The 22435-nt window shown below is 40.3% G+C and carries 24 protein-coding genes and 1 CRISPR repeat array; of the genes, 21 read left to right on the forward strand and 3 right to left on the reverse strand.

From position 1 onward, the window contains the following. Positions 1-16: 16 nt before the first annotated feature. The 5 genes from K1I43_RS04720 to K1I43_RS04740 all read left to right on the forward strand — a co-directional run bounded on the left by K1I43_RS04720 (position 17) and on the right by K1I43_RS04740 (position 4869). Complete coding sequence (locus K1I43_RS04720) at positions 17-1270, forward strand: peptidase U32 family protein (RefSeq protein ID WP_019416824.1); 1254 nt, start codon at positions 17-19, stop codon at positions 1268-1270. Between the two features lies 1 nt (position 1271). Next, positions 1272-1907: a uridine kinase gene (gene udk / locus K1I43_RS04725; protein ID WP_009361672.1), complete on the forward strand. Its 636-nt coding sequence runs from the start codon at positions 1272-1274 to the stop codon at positions 1905-1907. Positions 1908-2000: 93 nt separating this feature from the next. Next, positions 2001-2477, forward strand: coding sequence for a transcription elongation factor GreA (greA, locus tag K1I43_RS04730; RefSeq protein WP_009361671.1), 477 nt, complete (start codon positions 2001-2003; stop codon positions 2475-2477). A gap of 47 nt (positions 2478-2524) precedes the next feature. Then, the gene (locus K1I43_RS04735) at positions 2525-4273 is read left to right on the forward strand and encodes a peptidoglycan D,D-transpeptidase FtsI family protein (RefSeq protein WP_136260263.1); all 1749 of its coding nucleotides are present in this window, start codon (positions 2525-2527) and stop codon (positions 4271-4273) included. After that, a complete protein-coding gene (locus K1I43_RS04740) occupies positions 4270-4869 on the forward strand; it encodes a YrrS family protein (RefSeq protein WP_019416827.1) in 600 nt (199 codons plus the stop codon). The genes K1I43_RS04735 and K1I43_RS04740 overlap by 4 nt, the downstream gene beginning before the upstream one ends. A gap of 4 nt (positions 4870-4873) precedes the next feature. Here K1I43_RS04740 and K1I43_RS04745 read toward each other — a convergent pair whose 3' ends face one another. Beyond that, positions 4874-5077 carry a DUF2536 family protein gene (locus K1I43_RS04745; protein ID WP_009361668.1) on the reverse strand — a complete coding sequence of 68 codons (204 nt, stop codon included), beginning with the start codon at positions 5075-5077 and terminating at the stop codon, positions 4874-4876. A gap of 135 nt (positions 5078-5212) precedes the next feature. On the opposite strand from K1I43_RS04745, the gene K1I43_RS04750 reads away from it, so the two are divergent. The 5 genes from K1I43_RS04750 to K1I43_RS04770 are packed head-to-tail and all read left to right on the forward strand — an operon-like array spanning position 5213 to position 8964. Continuing rightward, on the forward strand, positions 5213-5851 hold the full coding sequence (locus K1I43_RS04750; RefSeq protein ID WP_009361667.1) for a class I SAM-dependent methyltransferase: 639 nt from the start codon (positions 5213-5215) through the stop codon (positions 5849-5851). Between the two features lie 18 nt (positions 5852-5869). After that, positions 5870-6568, forward strand: a complete 699-nt coding sequence (gene mtnN, locus K1I43_RS04755; protein WP_019416829.1) for a 5'-methylthioadenosine/S-adenosylhomocysteine nucleosidase — start codon at positions 5870-5872, stop codon at positions 6566-6568. Positions 6569-6612: 44 nt separating this feature from the next. Continuing rightward, positions 6613-7536, forward strand: coding sequence for a PLP-dependent cysteine synthase family protein (locus tag K1I43_RS04760; RefSeq protein ID WP_019416830.1), 924 nt, complete (start codon positions 6613-6615; stop codon positions 7534-7536). A 1-nt stretch (position 7537) separates the two neighbouring features. Continuing rightward, complete coding sequence (locus K1I43_RS04765; protein ID WP_019416831.1) at positions 7538-8671, forward strand: bifunctional cystathionine gamma-lyase/homocysteine desulfhydrase; 1134 nt, start codon at positions 7538-7540, stop codon at positions 8669-8671. Between the two features lie 53 nt (positions 8672-8724). Next, a complete protein-coding gene (locus K1I43_RS04770; protein ID WP_009361663.1) occupies positions 8725-8964 on the forward strand; it encodes a YrhC family protein in 240 nt (79 codons plus the stop codon). Between the two features lie 506 nt (positions 8965-9470). Here the strand turns inward: K1I43_RS04770 and K1I43_RS04775 are convergent. After that, complete coding sequence (locus tag K1I43_RS04775; protein ID WP_019416832.1) at positions 9471-10094, reverse strand: thermonuclease family protein; 624 nt, start codon at positions 10092-10094, stop codon at positions 9471-9473. 248 nt (positions 10095-10342) lie between these two features. Here K1I43_RS04775 and cas6 point away from each other — a divergent pair, with 248 nt between their 5' ends. The 10 genes from cas6 (at position 10343) to K1I43_RS04820 (ending at position 20193) form a co-directional block, all read left to right on the forward strand. After that, complete coding sequence (gene cas6 / locus K1I43_RS04780; RefSeq protein WP_019416833.1) at positions 10343-11068, forward strand: CRISPR-associated endoribonuclease Cas6; 726 nt, start codon at positions 10343-10345, stop codon at positions 11066-11068. Further along, positions 11065-12840 carry a type I-B CRISPR-associated protein Cas8b1/Cst1 gene (gene cas8a1, locus K1I43_RS04785; RefSeq protein ID WP_220382620.1) on the forward strand — a complete coding sequence of 592 codons (1776 nt, stop codon included), beginning with the start codon at positions 11065-11067 and terminating at the stop codon, positions 12838-12840. The genes cas6 and cas8a1 overlap by 4 nt, the downstream gene beginning before the upstream one ends. Continuing rightward, positions 12837-13724 carry a type I-B CRISPR-associated protein Cas7/Cst2/DevR gene (gene cas7i, locus K1I43_RS04790; RefSeq protein ID WP_009361659.1) on the forward strand — a complete coding sequence of 296 codons (888 nt, stop codon included), beginning with the start codon at positions 12837-12839 and terminating at the stop codon, positions 13722-13724. Before cas8a1 ends, cas7i begins: the two co-directional genes overlap by 4 nt. Positions 13725-13726: 2 nt before the next feature. Continuing rightward, positions 13727-14434 (forward strand): type I-B CRISPR-associated protein Cas5b, encoded by a 708-nt coding sequence (cas5b, locus tag K1I43_RS04795; protein WP_019416835.1) that lies wholly within the window; start codon positions 13727-13729, stop codon positions 14432-14434. An 8-nt stretch (positions 14435-14442) separates the two neighbouring features. After that, positions 14443-16134, forward strand: a complete 1692-nt coding sequence (gene cas3, locus K1I43_RS04800; RefSeq protein WP_238148399.1) for a CRISPR-associated helicase Cas3' — start codon at positions 14443-14445, stop codon at positions 16132-16134. 65 nt (positions 16135-16199) lie between these two features. Beyond that, the gene (locus K1I43_RS15635; protein ID WP_238148400.1) at positions 16200-16622 is read left to right on the forward strand and encodes a hypothetical protein; all 423 of its coding nucleotides are present in this window, start codon (positions 16200-16202) and stop codon (positions 16620-16622) included. 16 nt (positions 16623-16638) lie between these two features. After that, positions 16639-17136: a CRISPR-associated protein Cas4 gene (gene cas4 / locus K1I43_RS04805; RefSeq protein WP_019416836.1), complete on the forward strand. Its 498-nt coding sequence runs from the start codon at positions 16639-16641 to the stop codon at positions 17134-17136. A 1-nt stretch (position 17137) separates the two neighbouring features. After that, positions 17138-18121, forward strand: coding sequence for a type I-B CRISPR-associated endonuclease Cas1b (gene cas1b, locus K1I43_RS04810; RefSeq protein ID WP_009361655.1), 984 nt, complete (start codon positions 17138-17140; stop codon positions 18119-18121). A 2-nt stretch (positions 18122-18123) separates the two neighbouring features. Next, positions 18124-18387 carry a CRISPR-associated endonuclease Cas2 gene (gene cas2 / locus K1I43_RS04815; protein ID WP_009361654.1) on the forward strand — a complete coding sequence of 88 codons (264 nt, stop codon included), beginning with the start codon at positions 18124-18126 and terminating at the stop codon, positions 18385-18387. 187 nt (positions 18388-18574) lie between these two features. After that, positions 18575-19263: direct repeats of the CRISPR family, unit length 29 nt; unit sequence GTTTTATCTGAACGTAGTGGGATGTAAAG. Positions 19264-19407: 144 nt separating this feature from the next. Further along, on the forward strand, positions 19408-20193 hold the full coding sequence (locus K1I43_RS04820) for a DUF4405 domain-containing protein (RefSeq protein WP_019416837.1): 786 nt from the start codon (positions 19408-19410) through the stop codon (positions 20191-20193). A gap of 32 nt (positions 20194-20225) precedes the next feature. Here the strand turns inward: K1I43_RS04820 and sigK are convergent, their stop codons facing one another. Next, positions 20226-20939 carry an RNA polymerase sporulation sigma factor SigK gene (gene sigK / locus K1I43_RS04825; protein WP_035066617.1) on the reverse strand — a complete coding sequence of 238 codons (714 nt, stop codon included), beginning with the start codon at positions 20937-20939 and terminating at the stop codon, positions 20226-20228. Between the two features lie 178 nt (positions 20940-21117). Between sigK and K1I43_RS04830 the strand changes: the two genes are divergently transcribed. Further along, positions 21118-22431: a TrkH family potassium uptake protein gene (locus tag K1I43_RS04830; RefSeq protein WP_136260217.1), complete on the forward strand. Its 1314-nt coding sequence runs from the start codon at positions 21118-21120 to the stop codon at positions 22429-22431. Positions 22432-22435 lie beyond the last annotated feature (4 nt).

Genomic DNA, 22435 nt, shown 5'->3' on the forward strand with positions numbered 1-22435 from the left:
AAAAGGAGGGAGACGTATGAGCATATCACAAATCATCAACGGCAAGCGTGTCATTGTAAAAAAACCTGAGTTGCTTGCGCCAGCTGGTAACTTAGAAAAGCTAAAAGTAGCTGTACATTACGGAGCGGATGCTGTTTTTATCGGTGGACAAGAATATGGCCTTCGTTCAAATGCCGACAACTTTACGCTTGAAGAAATGGCAGAAGGCGTACAATTTGCAAAGCAATATGGAGCAAAAATTTACGTCACGACAAACATTTACGCTCATAATGAAAACATTCCAGGGTTAGAAGAATATTTGCGCGGCTTAGAGAGCGTTGGCGTGCACGGCATTATCGTTGCTGACCCGCTCATTATTGAAACGGCACGCCGCGTCGCACCGAAATTAGAAGTGCACTTAAGCACACAACAATCGCTCACGAACTGGAAAGCCGTACAATTTTGGAAAGAAGAAGGGCTAGAACGTGTTGTTTTAGCGCGGGAAACAAGCGCGGAAGAAATTCGTGAAATTAAAGAAAAAGTGGATATTGAAATTGAAACGTTTATTCACGGTGCGATGTGTATCGCCTATTCTGGTCGTTGCGTATTAAGCAACCATATGACTGCGCGCGATTCAAACCGCGGCGGTTGCTGTCAATCGTGCCGTTGGGATTACGATTTGTACAAGCTTGAAGGCGATCAAGCGGTGGCGTTGTTTGATGAAAATGACGACCCGTTTGCGATGAGCCCGAAAGATTTAAACTTAATTCAGTCCATTCCAAAAATGATTGAGCTCGGCATTGATAGTTTGAAAATCGAAGGGCGCATGAAGTCGATCCACTACGTCGCTACTGTCGTTAGCGTCTATCGAAAAGTCATCGATGCGTACTGTGCTGATCCGGACAACTTTGTCATTCGTAAAGAGTGGCTAGATGAACTCGATAAATGTGCGAACCGTGATACCGCGCCAGCCTTTTTTGAAGGTGTTCCTGGCTATAAAGAGCAAATGTTTGGCGTGCATAGTAAAAAGACGACGTACGATTTCGTCGGTCTCGTGCTAGACTATGATAAAGACACAGGCATCGTGACGTTGCAACAACGCAACTTCTTTAAACCAGGCGATGAAGTAGAATTTTTCGGACCTGAAATTGAAAATTTTACACAAGTCATTGAAAACATTTGGGATGAAGAAGGAAACGAGCTTGACGCTGCTCGCCATCCGCTCCAAATCGTTCGTTTTAAAGTCGATCGAGAAGTTTTCCCATACAACATGATGAGAAAGGGGCACTAACATGAGGAAGAAACCGGTTGTCATCGGAGTCGCAGGCGGCTCTGGTTCGGGGAAAACGACCGTCACAAAAGCGATTTATGAACATTTTCAAGGACATTCGATTTTAATGCTTGAACAAGATTTTTATTATAAAGACCAAAGCCATTTACCGTTTGAAGAACGATTAAAAACAAACTACGATCATCCGCTCGCTTTTGACAATGATTTATTAATCGAGCATCTTCATAAGCTTTTAAATTACGAACCAATTGATAAGCCTGTATACGACTACACGCTTCATACACGTTCAAATGAAGTGATTCGCGTCGAACCGAAAGATGTCATTATTTTAGAAGGCATTCTTGTATTAGAAGACGAACGATTGCGCAACTTAATGGATATTAAAGTGTACGTCGATACAGATGCAGATATTCGGATTATTCGCCGTTTATTGCGCGATATTAGAGAACGCGGTCGCACGCTTGAGTCGGTGATCGAACAATACGTCAACGTCGTGCGTCCGATGCACAATCAATTTATCGAGCCGACGAAACGGTATGCCGATATTATTATTCCAGAAGGTGGCCATAATCACGTAGCGATTGATTTAATGGTTACAAAAATTCAAACGATTCTTGAACAAAAGTCTATTTTGTAATACCATAGCATAGATAATATGTAAACTTTTTGTCTTTTGTACGAACAGCTCGTTCGTACATTTTCCATACATAAATAAAAAGGAGTGAGTCACATGTCAATGGAAAAAGAATACCCAATGACGAAAGCTGGGAAGGAGAAACTCGAGCAAGAACTGGAATATTTAAAAACGGTGAAGCGAAAAGAAGTGGTAGAGCGCATTCAAATCGCGCGCAGCTTCGGGGACTTATCAGAAAACTCGGAGTACGATGCGGCAAAAGATGAGCAAGCGTTCGTTGAATCACGCATTCAAATGCTTGAAAATATGATTCGCAATGCGAAAATTATCGAAGAAGATTTAGAAAGCACAGACGTCGTATCGCTTGGAAGAACGGTAACATTTATCGAGCTTCCAGATGGAGAAGAAGAATCGTATACGATCGTTGGTAGTGCGGAAGCAGATCCGTTTGAAGGAAAAATTTCAAACGACTCTCCAATCGCCAAATCTCTGATCGGTCGCCGCGTTGGTGAAGAAGTGACTGTTCATACGCCTGGTGGCGATATGGTTGTAAAAATCGTTGCAGTAAAATAGGTTTTAAAATGTAACACCTCGTCGACAATGAAGACGAGGTGTTTTTTATGATAAAAAAACGAATCATCGTCATGTTAACAATGATACAATTAGGGATACTTGTGCTCACAGGGCGACTTGTTCAACTACAACTAGTTAGCACTGAGTCGTTTCATGGGGTGAATTTAATAGAAGCAAGCGTCGCACAGCGTACGGAACAGCTTGTGATTGATAACGGACGCGGCATGTTCGTCGCCCGAAACGGCGAGCCGCTCACATATGAATACATCCCAACGCTCGTGTTATTTCCTTTTTTAAAGAAAATGGATTGGCCCATTGATCAGATCGCAACGATTGTTTCCATGCCAAAAGAAACGATAAAACAACAGCTTGAAACGGCGAAAGGCCCAATCATTTTGCACGATGGGCAACAACCGATTCAACTGCAACCTTGGCAAATGAAACGGATTAATGATTTGCGCATCCCTGGTGTGATTGCCGTTCATAAACAGTACGAACTCAAACAAAAATATGCGCAACACGTCATCGGTTTACTTGGAGAAAGTGAGAAAGTGTTAAAAGAACGCTATGCGGATCGAAACTTATCTCCAAAAACAAAAATAGGGGTGTCTGGCTTACAAAGTTCATTTGATGAATTTTTAATTCCAGACGAGGAGACGAAGCTACTGTATCACGTAGACGCCCGTGGTGAGCCGTTGTTTGGCATGGATGTGAAATATACAGAGCAGGCGAATCCGTTTTATCCGATTACGGTACAAACGACGATTGATCATACTCTGCAACAACGTGTTGAGCAAATTGTCGCGCAACATGGCATGGAAAAAGGGGCTGTCGTTTTACTTGATGTCGAAACGAATGACGTTCTTGCGTTAGCGAGCGCTCCCGCCATTGATGAACGAGATCCGTACAAAGATGGAGCGATGGAAAATAAGGCGCTTCTTCCTCAAGTGCCGGGATCTGTTTTTAAAGTCGTCGTTGCAGCTGCTGCGCTTGAACATGGACTCATTCACGGACAGACGTTTAACTGTGATCAAAAAATTAACGGTGAGCTGGAAGAAAAAAAGAAAGGGATGCGCACGTTTGAAGATAGTTTTGCCATCAGTTGCAACAGGACGTTTGGAGAGCTAGGAAAACAGTTGATAGCGATAGATAAAAACGTGTTTGAGACATATGCACAAAAACTTGGATTGTTGCCACGCGTTGGTTGGGAGGGAGATGTTTATCATTTTCCATCGTTTCGTCCGCTTCATGAAGAGAAAAAAGGGAACATTTGGGGAGATGAACGGGATAAACATATTCCGCTTGCTGTCGCACAAACGTCGATTGGACAAAAAGATGTGCGCGTCTCACCGCTTGCGGTAGCGAATATGATGGCAACGATTGCGCGAGGTGGTGAGGTGAAACAAGTGCGCATCGTTCAAAAAATGATGTATAAAAATGGAACGACATTTTTCACATTTGATGAGAAGCGGTTAACGATGGATTCATTGCGCAAAGAGACAGTGGACGAACTGCAACAACTGTTACAACTTGTTGTGACGCATCCGGAAGGGACTGGCCGTTCGTTTCAATCGTTGCCTTATGCCGTAGCAGGAAAATCAGGAACAGCGCAAACAGGAAAAAAAGACGTAGTGAACAAATGGTTTGCAGGTTATTTTCCAGCTGACCGTCCAAAATATGCGCTCGTTGTGGTACAATTAGAAACAACGTCATCTGCCGCCGTCACGAACAAAGTATTTGCCGATATCGTTCGTACTACATACGAGTTGGAACAGAAAGGAAGGTACCAAGAGTGAGCAGCCGTTTTGCCAAACGTTCAAAACAAAGAAAAGTAAATCGCTTATTAAATACGTTCATTGCGATTGTGTTTGCGCTTATTTTATTTTTCGGATGGACATGGTTGTTTGCCAACGATCGATCCGTAAAGGAAACGAACGCTTCTCCGCAACCAGTACGAGTTGAAGTCGAAACAAATGAGCCGTCAAACGACGAGCAACCATCCGAAACGGAAACAGAAACAAACGAACAACCGAATGACAACGTAGAAGAAACGGTTGTTGATGATCCGAATTCAAACGTCATTCGCGAAATTGTTAACCCGTCATGGCAGCCGATCGGCACAACGCAATCAGAACCGCATGTGACACAATATGATAAAAACTCTGTTGATTGGAAAGAAATGCTCGATGCCATTAGTTATGCGACAGGCATTCCTTCTTCTGATTTGATCGTCTGGTTTATCGGAAATGGCGGCAGTCCAAACCACGCCGTTGCCACCGTCTCCAAAAAAGATAAAACAGAACATTATAAAGTGTTTATCGAATGGGTGACCGACGAAGGATGGAAACCGACAAAAGTGCAACAACTAAAAGAAATAGAGCGCCGTCCGTGACGCTCTATTTTTTTGCTTTAAAATGCACCATCGCGCTATATAGACGTTGTCCGTTTTCTAGCAAGTGCATATGATACGATACATGATGTACTTCAAGCATAATCGCTTTGTTATGTTCAATTTGTTCATTAATTTTTTTCTCTAATGTCGCTAAATCTGTCGCTTCAAAAAACTCGACTTTATCTTGAATGAGATCAAACGTAATCATCGTCTTCCTCCTTTCTACACGTAGTTTAACACATTTCCATTGAACATCTAAAAAAAATATGATAGATTGAGAACAGCAATACATTTAATTCATACTATACTTATATGAATTATTATATTTATGGAGTGTGACATCATGGGACGTGAGTTTTTAGACATCTTTGAAACGTGGGCGCAGTCGTACGATTCGTCTGTATACGGTCACGATGAACAATACCGTGACGTCTTTGACGGATATGAGACGATTTTAAATACAGTCGTTGAAAAAAGTGGCGATGTCGTGCTAGAGTTTGGCGTCGGCACAGGAAATTTAACGAAAAAGCTTATCGAGGCGAAAAAAACGGTGTACGGCATCGAACCGTCTGCCCCGATGCGCGAGCTGGCGAAAGAAAAACTTCCGAACGTGTCGATTGAAGACGGCGACTTTTTACAATTTCCGTTGCCGAATGAACCGATCGATACGATCGTGAGCACGTATGCGTTTCACCATTTAACAGATACGGAAAAAGAAGAAGCGATCGGCAAATATAGCGCACTTCTTCGTAAAGGTGGTAAAATAGTGTTTGCTGATACAGCGTTTATCGACCGCGAAGCGCATGAGGCGATGATTGCGGAAGCGAAACAAAAAGGATTCGTTGACTTGGCGGAAGATTTACAACGGGAATATTACACGACGATTCCTGCGCTTGAACATATGTTTACAACGCACGGTTTTACCGTCACATTTACGCCAATGAATCGTTTCGTCTGGTTGATGGAGGCTGTGAAACAATAAGTGAAAGAGGTTGAAACGATGAAAATAGCAATCATTGGAGCGATGGAAGAAGAAGTAGCGATTTTGCGCGAAAAAATTGCCGATCGAACAGAAACGACAGTAGCGAATTGTTCTTTTTACAGCGGCACGTTAGATGGGGCGAATGTCGTTTTATTAAAATCAGGCATCGGGAAAGTCAATGCGGCGATGTCGACGACGATTTTACTCGAACGTTTTGCGCCAGATGTCGTCATTAATACAGGTTCAGCTGGCGGTTTTGCCCCATCGTTAAACGTCGGCGATATTGTTATTTCAACCGAAGTTGTTCATCATGATGTCGACGTTACGGCGTTCGGTTATGCATACGGTCAAGTGCCAGGCATGCCAGCGCGCTATAAGGCAGATGAACGATTAGTACAAGCGGCTGAAACGAGCGCCGTGCACATTCGCGATATACAAGTCGCAAAAGGATTAATCGCAACAGGCGATTCATTTATGCACGATCCTGCTCGCGTTGATTTTGTACGCACGCAATTTCCAGACTTATATGCTGTGGAAATGGAAGCGGCTGCGATTGCGCAAGTATGCCATCAGTTTGGTGTGCCGTTTGTCGTCATTCGTGCGTTATCAGACATCGCTGGCAAAGAGTCGAACGTATCGTTTGAACAATTTTTACAAAAAGCAGCCCTTCATTCATCTGAGCTTGTTCAATGGATGGTGAACGAGTTAAACAAATAGGAGAGTTTTCCTCTCCTTCTTTTTATCTTTTGGGAGGTCACAACATGAAAGTAGCGAAAAATGTGCATGAATTAATCGGCCATACGCCGATCGTTGAAATTACACAGTTTCCGCTTCCAAAAGGAGTACGTCTATTTGCGAAGCTCGAATATTTTAATCCGGGCGGAAGCATTAAAGATCGTCTCGGCCAAGAGCTGTTAAACGATGCACTAGCGACAGGAAAGATCAAAGAAGGCGGAACGATTATTGAACCGACGGCAGGAAATACCGGAATTGGTCTTGCGCTTGCAGCGATCGGAAAAAATATTCGCGTCATTTTTTGCGTTCCAGAAAAATTTAGTATCGAAAAACAACAGCTGATGCGCGCCCTTGGCGCAACGGTCATTCACACACCAACGAGCGAAGGGATGGCGGGAGCGATTCGCAAAGCGAAAGAGCTCGCTGCGGAAATTCCGAACTCCTATTGCCCACAACAGTTTGAAAATCCAGCGAACCCACGAACGTATTATAAAACGCTCGGACCAGAAATTTGGGAACAACTGAACGGACAAATTGACGTATTTGTCGCCGGTGCCGGCTCAGGCGGCACATTTATGGGAACAGCCAAATTTTTAAAGGAAAAAAACAAAACAATTAAAACGGTCATCGTTGAACCTGAAGGCTCGATTTTAAACGGCGGAAAACCCGGTCCGCATCGAACGGAAGGAATCGGTATGGAAAGTTTACCGCCATATATGGATGAACGTTATTTTGATGCAATTTATACAATTTTTGATGACGATGCGTTTCGCCGCGTCAAAGAGCTTGCGCAAAAAGAGGGATTGCTTGTCGGCAGCTCATCTGGGGCAGCATTTCATGCAGCGCTATTAGAGGCGGAACAAGCGAAAGAAGGAACAAACATCGTCGTTGTTTTTCCAGATAGTAGCGAACGATATTTAAGTAAAAACATTTACGAAGGCGGGATGTAACGTGAGAAGAAAAACGAAACTCATTCATGGCGGCATTGCGGGAGATGCGCATACAGGTGCTGTATCCGTTCCGATTTATCAAGTGAGCACGTATAAACAAGAAGCCGTCGGGGTGCATAAAGGATATGAATATTCGCGCACAGGCAATCCAACGCGTCATGCGTTAGAGGAGCTTATTAAAGATGTGGAAGAAGGGTATGCAGGTTTTGCGTTTAGTTCAGGTATGGCAGCAATTACAGCGGTCATGATGTTGTTCAATAGTGGCGATCACGTCATTTTAACAGACGACGTATATGGCGGCACATACCGCGTGATGACGAAAGTATTAAACCGACTTGGCATTGCGTCAACGTTTGTCGATACGAGCGACTTAGCGAACATTGAAGCGCACATTCAACCGAATACGAAAGCGATTTATATCGAAACGCCGACCAATCCGCTTTTAAAAATTACTGATTTACAAGGCGCATCAGCCATTGCGAAACGTCATGGACTATTGATGATTGTCGACAACACGTTTAGCACGCCGTATTGGCAAACGCCGATCGCATTGGGTGCAGACATCGTCATTCATAGCGCCACAAAATATTTAGGCGGACATAGCGATGTCGTCGCGGGGCTTGTCGTCGTCAATAACGAACAGCTTGCGAAAGAGATGCATTTTATTCAAAACTCAACAGGTGGCATTCTCGGTCCGCAAGATTCATGGTTATTAATGCGCGGCATGAAAACGCTCGGCATTCGTATGGAAGAACATGAACAAAATACACGAAAAATTGTTGAATTTTTAACAAACCATCCAGCGGTCACACGTGTGTACTATCCAGGGCTTCCGTCTCATCCAAACTATGACGTAGCGAAAAAACAAATGCGCGGCTTTGGCGGCATGGTTTCGTTTGACGTCGGAAGCGGCGAAAAAGCCGAACAAGTATTGACGCGCGTTCGCTACTTTACGCTTGCGGAAAGTTTAGGAGCAGTAGAAAGCTTAATTTCGTTACCAGCGAAAATGACGCACGCCTCTATTCCGAAAGAGCGCCGCGACGAACTTGACATTACGGACGGTCTCATTCGCATTTCTGTTGGATTAGAAGATGTTGACGATTTAATAGAAGATTTAGCGCGCGCGTTGGCATAAATTACATCGCCCCCTTTTTTCTTTTCTATGATACATTGAAAGGAGGAAGGGGGATGACTGTTTTGGATGAAAAAAAGCGAAATTGGTTAGGAAAAGCGCGTGACTATAAAGCATACAGTCTCGTTTTATTTGCGCTTAGTGCGTTTTTATATATCGGCACACTCATCCCAGGCGCGATCGATGAAGCAAAACGACCACTTGTACTTGGCGCAGTATTTATTCTCATGCTCGGCTCGATCTTTTTCACTCACCGTTCAAACGCATACGTACGAAAAATAGAAGAAGACGCATAAACCCCATTTTCGAATAAAGAAAAAACGTGTAAAATAAAAGAAAATGGGCAAAGGGGGAATACATGATGATGTGGATGATTACAGGCTTAGTGATCACAGCCGTCATCGGCTTTGTTATTATTGCGGAAGTGAACGCTGAAGCATAAAACAGTCTCCAAATCGGAGGCTGTTTTTTATACAACAATTGTGAATAACTTCACAACTGTCGTCGACCTCCAATCTTGCAAAAATCCCAGGGGATCGACGACAAGTTATTTTCCGGGATTTTTGCAGACGTAGCAAGGCATATAGCATATTGACTGAATTTTCAAATGTGTGTATAATGACATTGTATATATTTTCCGTATGTTGATATATCAACACTTTTTTGGGGTTTGTATCGTACCTATGAGGAATTGAAACAGGGGAATAGACGGAGCAGTGACATTGCCACTTCTCGTTTGTATCGTACCTATAAGGATTAAAAAAGCTGTTCCGACGTGTTGTTCGGAACAGCTTTTATGCTTCTATAATTTCCAAAGACCTTTCTTTTGTTGACGTGCTTTTCGTTCAGCTGTAATAAAGCGTTGTTGATATTTGACATTTGGTTGAATTGTCATCACTCGTGCATATCCGTCTTTGACAAGCGTTTCGTTATACAGCTCTTTTCCAACCCAAACATATGCTAGAAAACGACCATATTTGTCTTTCACTCCTACATCAAATTCAAGCGTAACCGTTTGATTGGTCAATCGTTTTTTCGTGTAATTAGACGCTTCTTTCCCATATTTCTCTACTGGTTTTTGAGGATGAACGGTTTCTGGCGTATTAACGCCAATGAAACGAACTCGTGATGTTGCACCGTTAGAAAAACGAACATCGATTGTGTCGCCGTCTACTACACGAATAACTTTTACGACATGTTTTGAATTAACACGAATGGCAGGGGGATGAATAGTTTTATTTGTTTGACGAATGATATTACCGTTTTTATCGTGATAATGGTATTCTCCAGATTTTAGTCCCCATTTTTCGCAATTTGTTCGACAAGTATGCCCACCGTTTGCATCTGTTTTTCCAGGATGAGCATATACAGAAGAAGTAAAGAAAATAAAGAAAGCTGTAACAAGCGATAATAGAACCCTTAACAATATCGATCCCTCCCAAGTCCTTATGTTTTTTGCTCCCTTCCCTATTATTTGTATATTTAAAAATTATGTCAAGAAAGTTTAGAGGATAGATGGATATTTTCAAGTTTTTTGATTTCGGATTTATTAATATAATGATTGAATATGCTATGTTTCGAATTGTTAAATTTCATCGAAATTTCTTTTTATTTGACAAAAAACGACAACATGTTCTTTTCTTTTTCGATAAAATGAAGCAAAGGAGGTGTCTTATGAGAGTTATTTGTTCATTCCAAGTGAAAAAACTCCCACTTCATTATCGAATGGCAATTGTGTCGATCATGAAAGGAAGTATACGGGCATCTAGCGAGGAATATTACGAAAAGTTGTACATGAATCAAAAAACAAAACCTTTCGTTTTCTCACCTTTTTTAAAAAACTTCTGTTTAAAAGGTGATGAAATTGAGTTAGATGAATTACGTGTTGTTATTAGTTCACCTGATTATGAATTTTTGCTTCATTTGTATAATGGTTTGCAAAGTAAAAAAAGGTTCGAATATAAAGGATACGAATTTATTCGAAGAAAAATAGTAATGGGAAATGAAAAAAAGATTACATCATCTGTCGTCATATTTCGAACGCTCTCCCCTTTGTTAATAGAAGATGAAAAGAAAATTCCCATTGCTCCAGATGATCCAAATTATGAAAAACATATCAATTACTTAGCCGATACGATTTTATATGAATATCGCGGGAGGGGATTATATAAACCATTGACGGTGCGACCTATTCGATTTAAAAAGATGGTCATAAAAGAATCTAATCATCAATTTACTGAAAAGTATGGGGAACAACAGCATTTATACTTCACTGCGTATCATGGCTTATTTCATATGAGCGGAGAACCTGCCGATTTACAATTGCTTTATCAACTCGGTTTATCAAAACGGCGTAATCAAGGATTTGGAATGCTTGAAGTGGAGGAGGTGAAGGAATGAAGGTTGAATTGTACATGGGGGAATGGATGATTAATATGGGACTTGTCGGGCTATATCGTGTGTTTGAATACGGACGGAAACATGAAATAATTAGCGAAGAACACAAACATAGCGTGACAGTTAAACCATGGGGAATTGAATTGGATACAGAGGTACTTCCACAATTACCAAGAGCATATTTCTTGTATTTGTTGGAGGAGTATAGTGTTGCCAGAAGAGAATGCGAAAGATTGGATGATTACATCGAACAGGTGAAGAATGAAGAACAGTTTAAAAATCATTTGACAGCAACAAAGAAAGTTATATCAGATACGGGGAAAAGAATTCTTAAATATTTCCCTAACCCTGAATTAGAAAACATCGTTGACAAAATGAAAGAAATAAAAAAATACGACCATATGGATCAGCTGCTAGAATATATTCATGCGTTTAAAAACATTGTGAATGAAGAAAAGATTAACGAAAAATTGACCTTCAATTATTTTAAAGCAGCTATATTACAATCTTTTTTTGGCCAAGTATCTTTTTTAAATGTGACAAAGAATGGTTTGGATTTGGATGGACATGAAGAGGAGTTTTATAAAAGTTATGTGTTGCCTGTGATTAACGATCTACAGTTGGAATGCTCTCTTAGAGATAGTCATTCTATTGAAGAGATAAGTTCTTTGTTAGAAAAACAGAGTGAATATCAACCGTTTAAACAATTAAAACGGGCATGGAAGAAAAAAACGTTAGAAGAAGTACAAGAATACATCAAGACAGAAATAAATAAGTGTCTGCTCTTCAATGAACGTCTTGCTTTTTACAACTTCGAAGAAATGGTGTTTTCTCCGATAGGGGTTGCGAAAGACAATGCGTTTAACTTTAGTTGGCATTTTGATAGTCAGCAACCTAAACCGTTGTCTTCATTAGCTAAACTTGTGCTTTTATTCGCACCAATTGGATCGACCATTTATTACAAAAACGAAGGAATAAATGAACAAACAGAACGACGATTGTATGCAGGTTTTGTTCAGACGGATGCCACTTTTGCGGAGGTTTTACAGAAAAACAATCATTTTAGAGAATTAAAGAAAAAAAGAGAGCCTTTTAACAAGATCGTCAGTCAACTCGTTCAAAGCGTGAAAAAAGAATCAGAGTATGTGATCGATCACTTATTTTTCCTGGAATTTTTTTCGGATTATAGCAGTAAAAAAACACACTTGCATTATTACCACCTTCCTATGTACTTAGCCTATTATTTCAAGCAATATGCTGATCGACTTGATTACATCAAACCATACGACTATCGCGAGCAGTTTGTGCAATCTGTGTTGCGCGGTGCTGATCCAATTCATGTCATCTATCACTATTTGCGCGATTGCATCAAAAATGAAAGAAGTACGAACGGTCCGTACATTGCCGTGCGGGAGCGGAATCGAATTTTGCAGTTTAAAAAAGGAGTGAGAGATATGGCCACAACAGACAAAAGAGTAACTGCGTTGTTTATGCAAGGGCGAGAAATTCGCGATGCGATCATCCGTTCAAGCGGTTCGGAGAAAAAAGTGACAAGCATTGCTTATCGTTTATTAAATGCTGCAAAAGCCGGAAATCGAAAAAGTTTTATGGATACGCTTATGCGTATTTATATGTCTACAGATCGTCCGATGTCACCTATTTTCTTAAATGCGCTACATGAACGGGATTTAGATTTTGCGACAGTGGCGAATGCGTTTATTGCTGGATTACTCGCAAACCAATATAAAGAAGAACAGGAGGAAGTTCAAGCATGAAAAAAGCGTTAACAATGACCGTCATTTTTCAAGCAAACTCATTAAACTACGGAGAAGGAATTGCTAATATTTCAGAGTTGAAAAAATTTCATCGCGGCGACGGTGAAGTATATACGTATGCATCGCGGCAAAGTATCCGTTACGATATTGTTCGACTTGGAAATGAACTGTTCGGGTGGAATTTAGATACGGTTGACAAAGCGAGTGGAGTTGTCCAATTTAAAAAAGATGTCACGATTAATGACTCTGTTGAAATGGACTTATTTGGCTACTTAAAAACAGATAAAAATTCGCAAAAACGTCCTGCTGTTGTTCGTCTGAGCCATGCGATTTCGCTTGAGCCATACAAAAGTGATTTGGAATTTCTAAACAATATGGGGCTCGCAAGTCGCATTGGACAAGATGCTAACTTAGCCAATATTGAACAACATCATAGTTTTTACACATATACGATTACCATTGATTTAAACCGTGTCGGTGTAGATGGGGAGATTGAACTTCCAAGCGAAGAAAAAGCGAACCGTGTCCTTCAGTTGCTTGAAGTGTTAAAAGTGCTAAACCGTAACATTCGCGGGCGACAAGAAAATTTATCTCCTCTTTTTGTCATTGGTGGAATGTATAATGTCGCCAATCCGTTTTTCCTCGGGCGCGTGCAACTAAGTGTAACAGGGAACGGATGGGCCATTCAAACGAAGCCAATTAAAGAAACGATGGAACAAACATTTGCTGGGGAAGCGATCGGCAAAGATACACGCATCGGTATATTGAGCGGTGTTTTTGCAAATGAAGGAGAGTTGTACGATTTATTCAACGAGCAAGTGATGCCTGTTGAACCGTTTTTCCAATATGTTTCAAAACAAATCAAAGCGTATTACGGTGTTTAAATATGAAAGCGTTACGATTAAAGTTATTTCAAGAAACAGCGTGCTACAAAAAGCCGTTTGCTTCCAAAGTGGCGGAAACGTATCCGCTTCCGCCATATTCAACAGTAAAAGGAATGATTCACGCTTTGCTTGATGCAAACCAATTCATTCCAATGCGTCTAAGTGTACAAGGGACGTATGAAGCGAAGTTGCTTGATTATCAGCGATATTATTTTTTCAAAAGGAGAGAACTATCCAGCTTTCCACTTGTACTAGATGGGTTAGCACGAATGGAATTTTCTTACGACAAAAATGAAATCACAACGATGCCAATGTACACCCATTTGTTGCACAACGTCCATTTATTAATCCATGTCGAAGCAGAGGAACACATATTAACGCAAATCATTCATGCTATCGAGCATAGTACCACTCATTATAGCCTTGGGCGTTGGGAAGATTTAGTTCGGATTGATGAGTATAAACTCGTGGAAGTCCGAGAACTTGAGGAAGATGAGACCTTGACTTTGCAGCGAGATGCCTATATTCCGAGACATCTTCTTGATCGAGAAACAAAAAGTATTCCTTATCAACTCAATTGGAAATATGAAATTGTCAATGGGATTCGGCAGTGGGAAAAAATTCATGTAGGTTATGTTCAAAAAGGAATTGAGGCTCCAGAAGGAGTATGGATGGATGAAGACGGGGAACTAGTTTTTTATCATCTGTAGGAGGGGCAATGATGGCTTTTTATGCAAAATTGGAAGGAAAAGAGACGATTCGTGAACATACGGATCGTCTCCTTCATAATTTAAATTTATTAAAAGACGCTTATGGCCACAAATTCATGTTAATGGACGAACAAATGTGGAAACTGTTAGAAATAGCTGTGCAATATCATGATGTTGGCAAAGCAAATACGGTATTTCAAAACAAGATCCGTCAGGCGATTCATGAATCGATGTTAGAAACGGATGTAGAAACAAATGTACCTCACAATTACTTATCAGCAGGATGTATCCCACTAAAACAGCTAGACCTCACGAAAGAAGAAGAGCGACTACTTATTCACGCGGTCGGTTATCATCATGAGCGTGACCAGCTTCCAGAGAAAGAAATGATTCGTCATGTTTTAGAAAACGATATAAAACAGCAGTTGCCACAACTAAGTGAACATATGGGATTACAAATGACAGAAAAATTTTCATATCGATTCGTTGATCGATTGTTAAAGCGATATACGTACCATGACGGAGAAGAATTTTGGAAATATGTCATGATTAAAGGATTACTACATCGTTTAGACCATGCGGCCTCTGCTCATATGGATGTCGAAAGGGATGTAGAAAAATCGGTCTACATAAATGTAAATGAATATATGCAAAAACAAGGATTCCATAAAAATGATTTGCAACAATTTACTGAACAACATCATGATAAGCACGTTATTGCTATTGCACAAACGGGAATGGGGAAAACGGAAGCGGCGCTTTTATGGATTCGAGAGGATAAAGCATTTTTTACATTGCCACTTCGAGTGAGCATTAACGCGATATACGACAGAATAAAAGAAAAAATGGGTTATGATGCGGTTGGGTTGTTACACTCCACGAGCGTGCATTATTTAGTAGACAAAGAGGAAAATTGGGAAGAATTAAAACAACAGTCTGAACATTATGCGAAGAAGCTATTGCTTACAACCATTGACCAAATTTTAAAGTTTCCGTTTTACTATAAAGGTTTTGAAAAGGAATTAGCAGCGATGGCGAATGCAAAAATAGTGATTGACGAGATACAAGCATATGAACCGAGGATTGCAGCGATGTTAATTAAAGCATTAGAAATGATCCATCATGTAGGTGGAAAATTTATGATTATGACTGCCACGCTTCCCACTTTGTATTTGGAAGAGTTAAAACAGCGAAATGTGATTCACGATGATGAATTTGTTACAGGGGAGTTCATTGATACAGATGTTCACCGTCACCGCATTTGTTTGCGCTCCGAGTGTATAGAGGAAACAATCGGAGAAATGTTAGAGCTAGGAGAAACGTCACAAGTGCTTGTCATTGTCAATACTGTTCGTAAGGCAATGAGTCTTTATGATAAATTTTTAGATTGTGATACACAAGTCCCTATCTACTTACTCCATTCGCAATTCACACAAGAGGATCGCCAGTTGTTAGAAAAGCGCATTAAACAATTTAATGAAAAGAATGAACGAGGAATTTGGATTACGACGCAACTCGTTGAGGCGAGTATTGACATTGATTTTGATTATTTGTTTACGGAAATGTCAACGTTAGATAGCTTGTTTCAACGTTTCGGACGTTGTTACCGTAAAAGAGCACTTGATCATGATTATGCAATATTCATATTTTCACTGAAAATATCTCCGGCATTCCAAGAGTATATAACGAACATCTTATAAATGAGAGCATTCGGCTGTTAGAGCAATACGATTACCAAATTGTTGACGAACGTGCCAAGGTAGAAATGGTAAAGCAACTATATGATCGAAAACAATTAAAGGGAACATCATTTTTGAAAGAGTTTGAAGATGCCTTATACATGTTTGATAATCTTGATCCATACGGAATGGATAAACGTGAGGCGCAACAAAAACTGCGTGATATTCAAAACATCCAAATCATCACGCGGCAAATGTATGATCAAATTGAGCATCTATTTGAGCAGTATAAGAAAGAAAAAGAATGGAAAGAGCGGTTGAAATTACGAATGGAAATTGAAAAGAAGACAGTTAGCGTTCAGCGATATGTAGCGGAAAAATATGTGTCGGAGCGTTTGCCAAAGCCATTTGACCACATATATATTGCCGATGTTCAATATGACTTTAATCGTGAACAGTTGAAAGGAAAGGGTATTTTATTAGACAAACCTTCATCCAATCAATATTAAGAGGGAGTTTATATTCATGGTTAGTGGTGTGCAAATGCAGTATTACAAAGTGTGTAAGCGGAAGCTATGGTTGTTTTCAAAAGGAATTGCGATGGAAAATGAACATGAACGTGTCATTGAGGGAAAGATTTTACACGAGCGGGCTTATCCGCGTTTGGAAGATAGGGAAATTTTAGTTGATGATATATTCAAGTTAGATGCTTTAGATAAGGAGTATGTTCGCGAAACTAAGATCTCTAGCAAAATGCCAGAAGCCGATCGATTTCAAATGTTGTATTACTTATATGAGCTAAAGAAACGGGGCATTACGAAGAAGGGATTGATTAGCTATACGAAGGAGCGGAAAACTGAAGAGGTAGAACTGACAGAAAAAGATGAGAGCGCGATTGAAAAGGCGATAAAGGAGATTTATGTCATTTTACAATCTCCTTCTCCGCCGCGGTTGAAAAAACTTCCTTACTGTACAAAATGCGCATATTATGAATTTTGTTTTGCGCTAGAGGGTGATGATTAAAATGTTGCGGGATCACTATATTTTTTCTAACGGTAGGCTGAAAAGAAAAGATAATACGCTATACTTTTTTGACGAACAAGAAAATAAAAAGAGCCTTCCTGTTCATCAAACGGATAATTTATATATATTTGGGGAAGTGGATTTAAACTCGTCGCTATTAAATTTGCTGAGCCAGCATGATGTTCATCTTCATGTATTTAATTACTACGGATTTTATGCAGGTACGTTTTGTCCGCGAAATAAAAAAGTTTCAGGATTTACGGTGGTGCAACAAAGTGTTCATTATCTGGAGCATGAGAAGCGGTTATATATGGCGAGGTCGTTTTTGCAAAGTGCCGTGCATCATATGTTGCGGAATATTCGACGATACAAAGAAAAAACGGAGCAATATGTAAAAAACATCGAAGAAGAAGCGAAAAAGATGGATAGTGCTACGACAATTCAAGAACTGATGGGAATAGAAGGACGCATTCGGCAACATTATTATCAGTCATTTAATGCAATTTTGAAACAAGATTTTATCTTTGAAAAACGAACGAAACAACCGCCGCAAGACCCGCTTAATGCCCTTATTTCGTTTGGGAATTCGCTTTGTTATACAACGGTTTTGTCGGAAATTTATAAAACACAATTAGATCCGACTATTAGCTTTTTGCATGAGCCATCAACGAAGAGATTTTCTTTATGTCTAGATTTAGCGGAGATTTTCAAACCATTACTCGTTGATGTTGTGATTATTTCGTGCATTAATAATCGCATCATCACCCAGAAACATTTCGATTTTCTTGATGGAATGGTTTTGTTAAACGAGGAAGGAAAAAAGCGTTTTATTAAAGAATGGGATGAGAAGCTATCAACAACAGTACAGCATCGGAAACTGAAGAGAAAAGTAAGTTATCGTTATTTTATTCGTTTGGAATGTTACAAACTCATTAAACATTTCATTGGCGATGAACCTTATAAACCGTTGAAGGCATGGTGGTAGTTATGTTTGTAATCATTACGTACGATGTTGGAGAAAAACGTGTAAATAAAGTGTGTAAAAAGCTGAGAGAGTACTTAACGTGGACCCAAAACTCTGTGTTTGAAGGGGAGATTTCCAAAAGTTTGCTTATGAAATGCTTGAACGAGATAGACCAAATTATTGATGAAGATGAGGATTCCATTTATATTTACGAAGTGGCTAATCCGAAGAATATCAAGAAGCAAGTATTTGGACAGGAGAAAAACTTTGATGAACTCTTTCTTTAATATTTGCAGTGAACCTCTAATTTTAAAAAATGAATAAAAATGCTTGATATATCAACAAAAAATGCGATATTTTTGGAATAAGGACAAAACACGACTGACGCTTCACTGCAAAAAGTAGGAACTTGTCATATCAACACTTCCCAAAAATCGTTGATATGACAGTACTTTGTGTTTTTAGACTTTAGGGGTTTTATCTGAACGTAGTGGGATGTAAAGCATTGCCTTTGCGAGTTGGGCGTGTGGGTGTGGCTGTTTTATCTGAACGTAGTGGGATGTAAAGGAATTTGTAATTGTACAAGGATATGATTCTAGTTCGGGTTTTATCTGAACGTAGTGGGATGTAAAGAAAGTTGCTGGCACTAAAATAGAACAACATTTCCACGTTTTATCTGAACGTAGTGGGATGTAAAGAAATATCCTCAAGCTTTTCACCAGCACGCAGCCTTTCTAGTTTTATCTGAACGTAGTGGGATATAAAGAGAGAGAAAAATAACAAGTTAAGTTCATAATAACGTTTTATCTGAACGTAGTGGGATGTAAAGTGTTGAAGAAATGATCGCCAAACACTTCTAAAATTGGTTTTATCTGAACGTAGTGGGATGTAAAGCAGATTGTCGAGTACGATGACACAGATGTGTTAAATGTTTTATCTGAACGTAGTGGGATGTAAAGTAGAAAAATTGTGGGCGGTAGGACAAATAACAGCGCAAGTTTTATCTGAACGTAGTGGGATGTAAAGCTTTATGACCATACTCAACAAAACGAGCATAGAACTCCTTGTTTTATCTGAACGTAGTGGGATGTAAAGACAGGAATTGAGACAGGTCGAGCGTCTATTGAAATTTGAGTTTTATCTGAACGTAGTGGGATGTAAAGCTAGTAGTGGTCATAACGTTTTTTAAAACGGTAGGTGATGTTTTATCTAAACGTAGGTGAAATATCCCCCTTTCACCTAATTTTCACCATTCACTCGTACACTTACGGTATACAGTACATGATATGGTGAATCAGGGGGGATATGTGTTGAAGAAAAACATCGTAAAAATCATATTGGACGTCTCAATGGCGATTGCGTTTGTGTTGTTAATGAATCCGAGAGTGTTTAATGGATTGCCGTTTCATGAAATTGCTGGAACTGTAATCGGAGTGGCGATTCTTGTTCATATCGGATTAAACTATCGTTGGGTAATCAACACGACGAAAAAAATATTTTCTTCCGAACTTCCGAAGAAAACGAGGATCAGCTTTGCCTTAAACATCTTGTTGCTTGTTTCGATGGCAGCGGTCATTGTATCGGGGATTTTGATTTCGCGTGTTTTGTTTTCGAACGTCGCACTAGAGGGGAACCATTTTGTACGGGAAATTCACGACCTTTTCGCCAACACAACGCTTGCTTTAGTCGGCCTTCATCTCGGCTTGCATTGGCAATGGATCATGGGTGTTAGTAAAAAAGTGTTCAAAGCAAAGGACGGAACGTGGCGGAAAGGAGCGTTCATTTCTAGCGTGTTGATATTTGCGCTTTTAGCTGGCGGGATGTATTGGAGTTCGCAATATGTCAAGCCAAGCGAAGGAGAGTTCAAACCGAAATTTGCCGAACAAAACGCACCATCCTTTGCTGGAAAGACGGTTGGCACACTGCCAACCCCACCGGACGGAGCGTTTCGCCATGAAAAAATCCTTAAAGAACACGGCACAAACAACCCGCTGCTTGTCTTGCTTCACTACTTTACCATTTGGACAGTGATGATCGTTCCCACATACTACATCGAAAAACGAATGCGCAATAAACGAAAACTGAGCGTATGAAAGGTGTCCCGTTTTTTCGGGACACCTTTTCGTTATGATCCTTTTTTGCCTTTATCGTGCTTATAACATTCGTGATATAGCTTCATTAATGCTCGTTTTTCAATGCGTGAAACGTAGCTGCGAGAAATGCCGAGTTCTTTCGCGATTTCGCGCTGGGTGCGTTCAGGTTGCATGTTTAAGCCGAAGCGGCTAACGATGACTTGTCGTTCACGATCGTCAAGGACGTGTAAATGTTGAGCGATATTTTCAAGCTCATTATTTTTTTCAATCATGTCGATAATGTCTTCATCTTCTGATTTTAATACATCGAGTAGGCTAATTTCATTTCCGTCGCGATCTTGCCCGATCGGATCGTGCAAAGAAACGTCTTTCCTCGTTTTTTTCAGTGAACGAAGGTGCATTAAAATTTCATTCTCGATACAACGAGCAGCATATGTCGCCAGTTTTGTCCCTTTTCCTGTTGAATAGCTTTCGATCGCTTTAATTAAGCCGATTGTGCCGATTGAAATTAAATCTTCTGGGTCTTCTCCAGTATTTTCGAACTTTTTTACAATGTGCGCAACGAGGCGCAAATTGTGTTCGATGAGCTTGTTGCGAGCGTATTCATCTCCTTTTGCCATTTGCTTTAAATACATCGCTTCTTCTTTTGCATCAAGCGGTTGTGGAAAGGCATTGTTTTTCACATAAGATACGAAAAAGACGAGCTCCTTTATAAACAAAGCAAGCGCAGAAAAAATGGCACCCATCATCGTTCACCTCGCAGGTGGTCTTTTGTTGCTTATGTATGTATATGCATTAGAAAACTTGTTCGTGTTTGGACACATGATTTTTCTTTTTTCCCCTTTGTTTGTGAAAAGAAAATCTTGTATAATCGAGGAATGTAAAATAAATATGAAAGAAGGATGAAGCGTGAGAAGGACAATGATGAAACCGTTGAAGCTCACTCCCCCTCAATTGTTAGCGGGCATGTTTCTCTTTCTTGTCGTTGTCGGTGGGGGGTTGTTGAAGTTGCCGATCGCAACAGAGAAGGAAATTAGCTGGCTTGATGCGTTCTTTTTATCGACATCCGCAGCAACGGTGACCGGCTTAGCACCAATTGATCCCGGTTCGACATTTACCGTATTTGGAGAAATTGTGTTAATGGTGCTTATTCAAGTTGGGGGACTTGGAGTTATGACATTTGCGGTGCTCGTTGTTATTGTGCTCGGGAAAAAAATCGGGATGAAGCAACGCATGTTGATGCAAGAGGCGTTAAACCAACCGTCGCTCGGTGGGGTCATTCGTTTGGCGCGCAATTTACTATTGTTTTCTTTATTTATGGAAGTTGTTGGTGCAGTGTTGCTGGCGATCGATTGGGTTCCGAAAATGGGCTGGGCGAAAGGGGTATATTACAGCGTTTTTCATACCATTGCATCGTTCAATAATGCCGGATTTGCGTTATGGCCGGATAATTTATCGCGTTTTGTCGATGATCCGATCGTCAATGTGACCGTCTCTTTATTAATTATCATCGGTGGGCTCGGTTTTACGGTCGTATTTGACGTATTGTATCAACGACGTTGGAGAAAGTTATCTATTCATACGAAGCTGATGTTAGTCATGACGCTTGTTGTGAATATTGTGGCGATTATTGCCTTCTTTCTATTCGAACATAACAACCCGAAAACGCTCGGTTCTCTTTCGCTTCGTGAGCAACTATGGGCATCTTATTTTCAAGGTATTACCCCGAGAACAGCAGGATTTAATACGATTGATATCGGTTCCCTTGAACAACCGACGGCGATGCTTATGATTTTCCTTATGTTTATTGGAGCAGGAAGCACGTCGACAGGCGGAGGAATTAAGCTGACGACGTTTGCGGTCATTATTTTTGCGGTGATGAGTTTTTTAAAAGGAAAAGAAGAAACGGTCGTTTGGATGCGAACGATTCGCCATACGATTATTTTACGAGCATTGGCCATTGCGTCGATGAGCATGTTGTTTATTTTTGTTATGACGATGATATTGACACTTACGGAAGATGCTTCGCTTCTTGCGCTTTTATTTGAAGTTGTATCCGCATTTGGTACAGTTGGTCTTTCGATGAATATGACATCGCATTTATCAACGATTGGAAAAATGCTCATTATTTTCGTCATGTTGTTTGGGAAATTAGGTCCGTTAACGCTCGTATATTCAATTGCGAAGCCGAAAAAAACGAATATTCGTTATCCGAATGGCGATATATTGACGGGATGAAAAA

Origin of the sequence: Anoxybacillus sp. ST70 (genome assembly GCF_019553625.1) — a bacterium.
GTDB lineage: Bacteria > Bacillota > Bacilli > Bacillales > Anoxybacillaceae > Anoxybacillus > Anoxybacillus gonensis.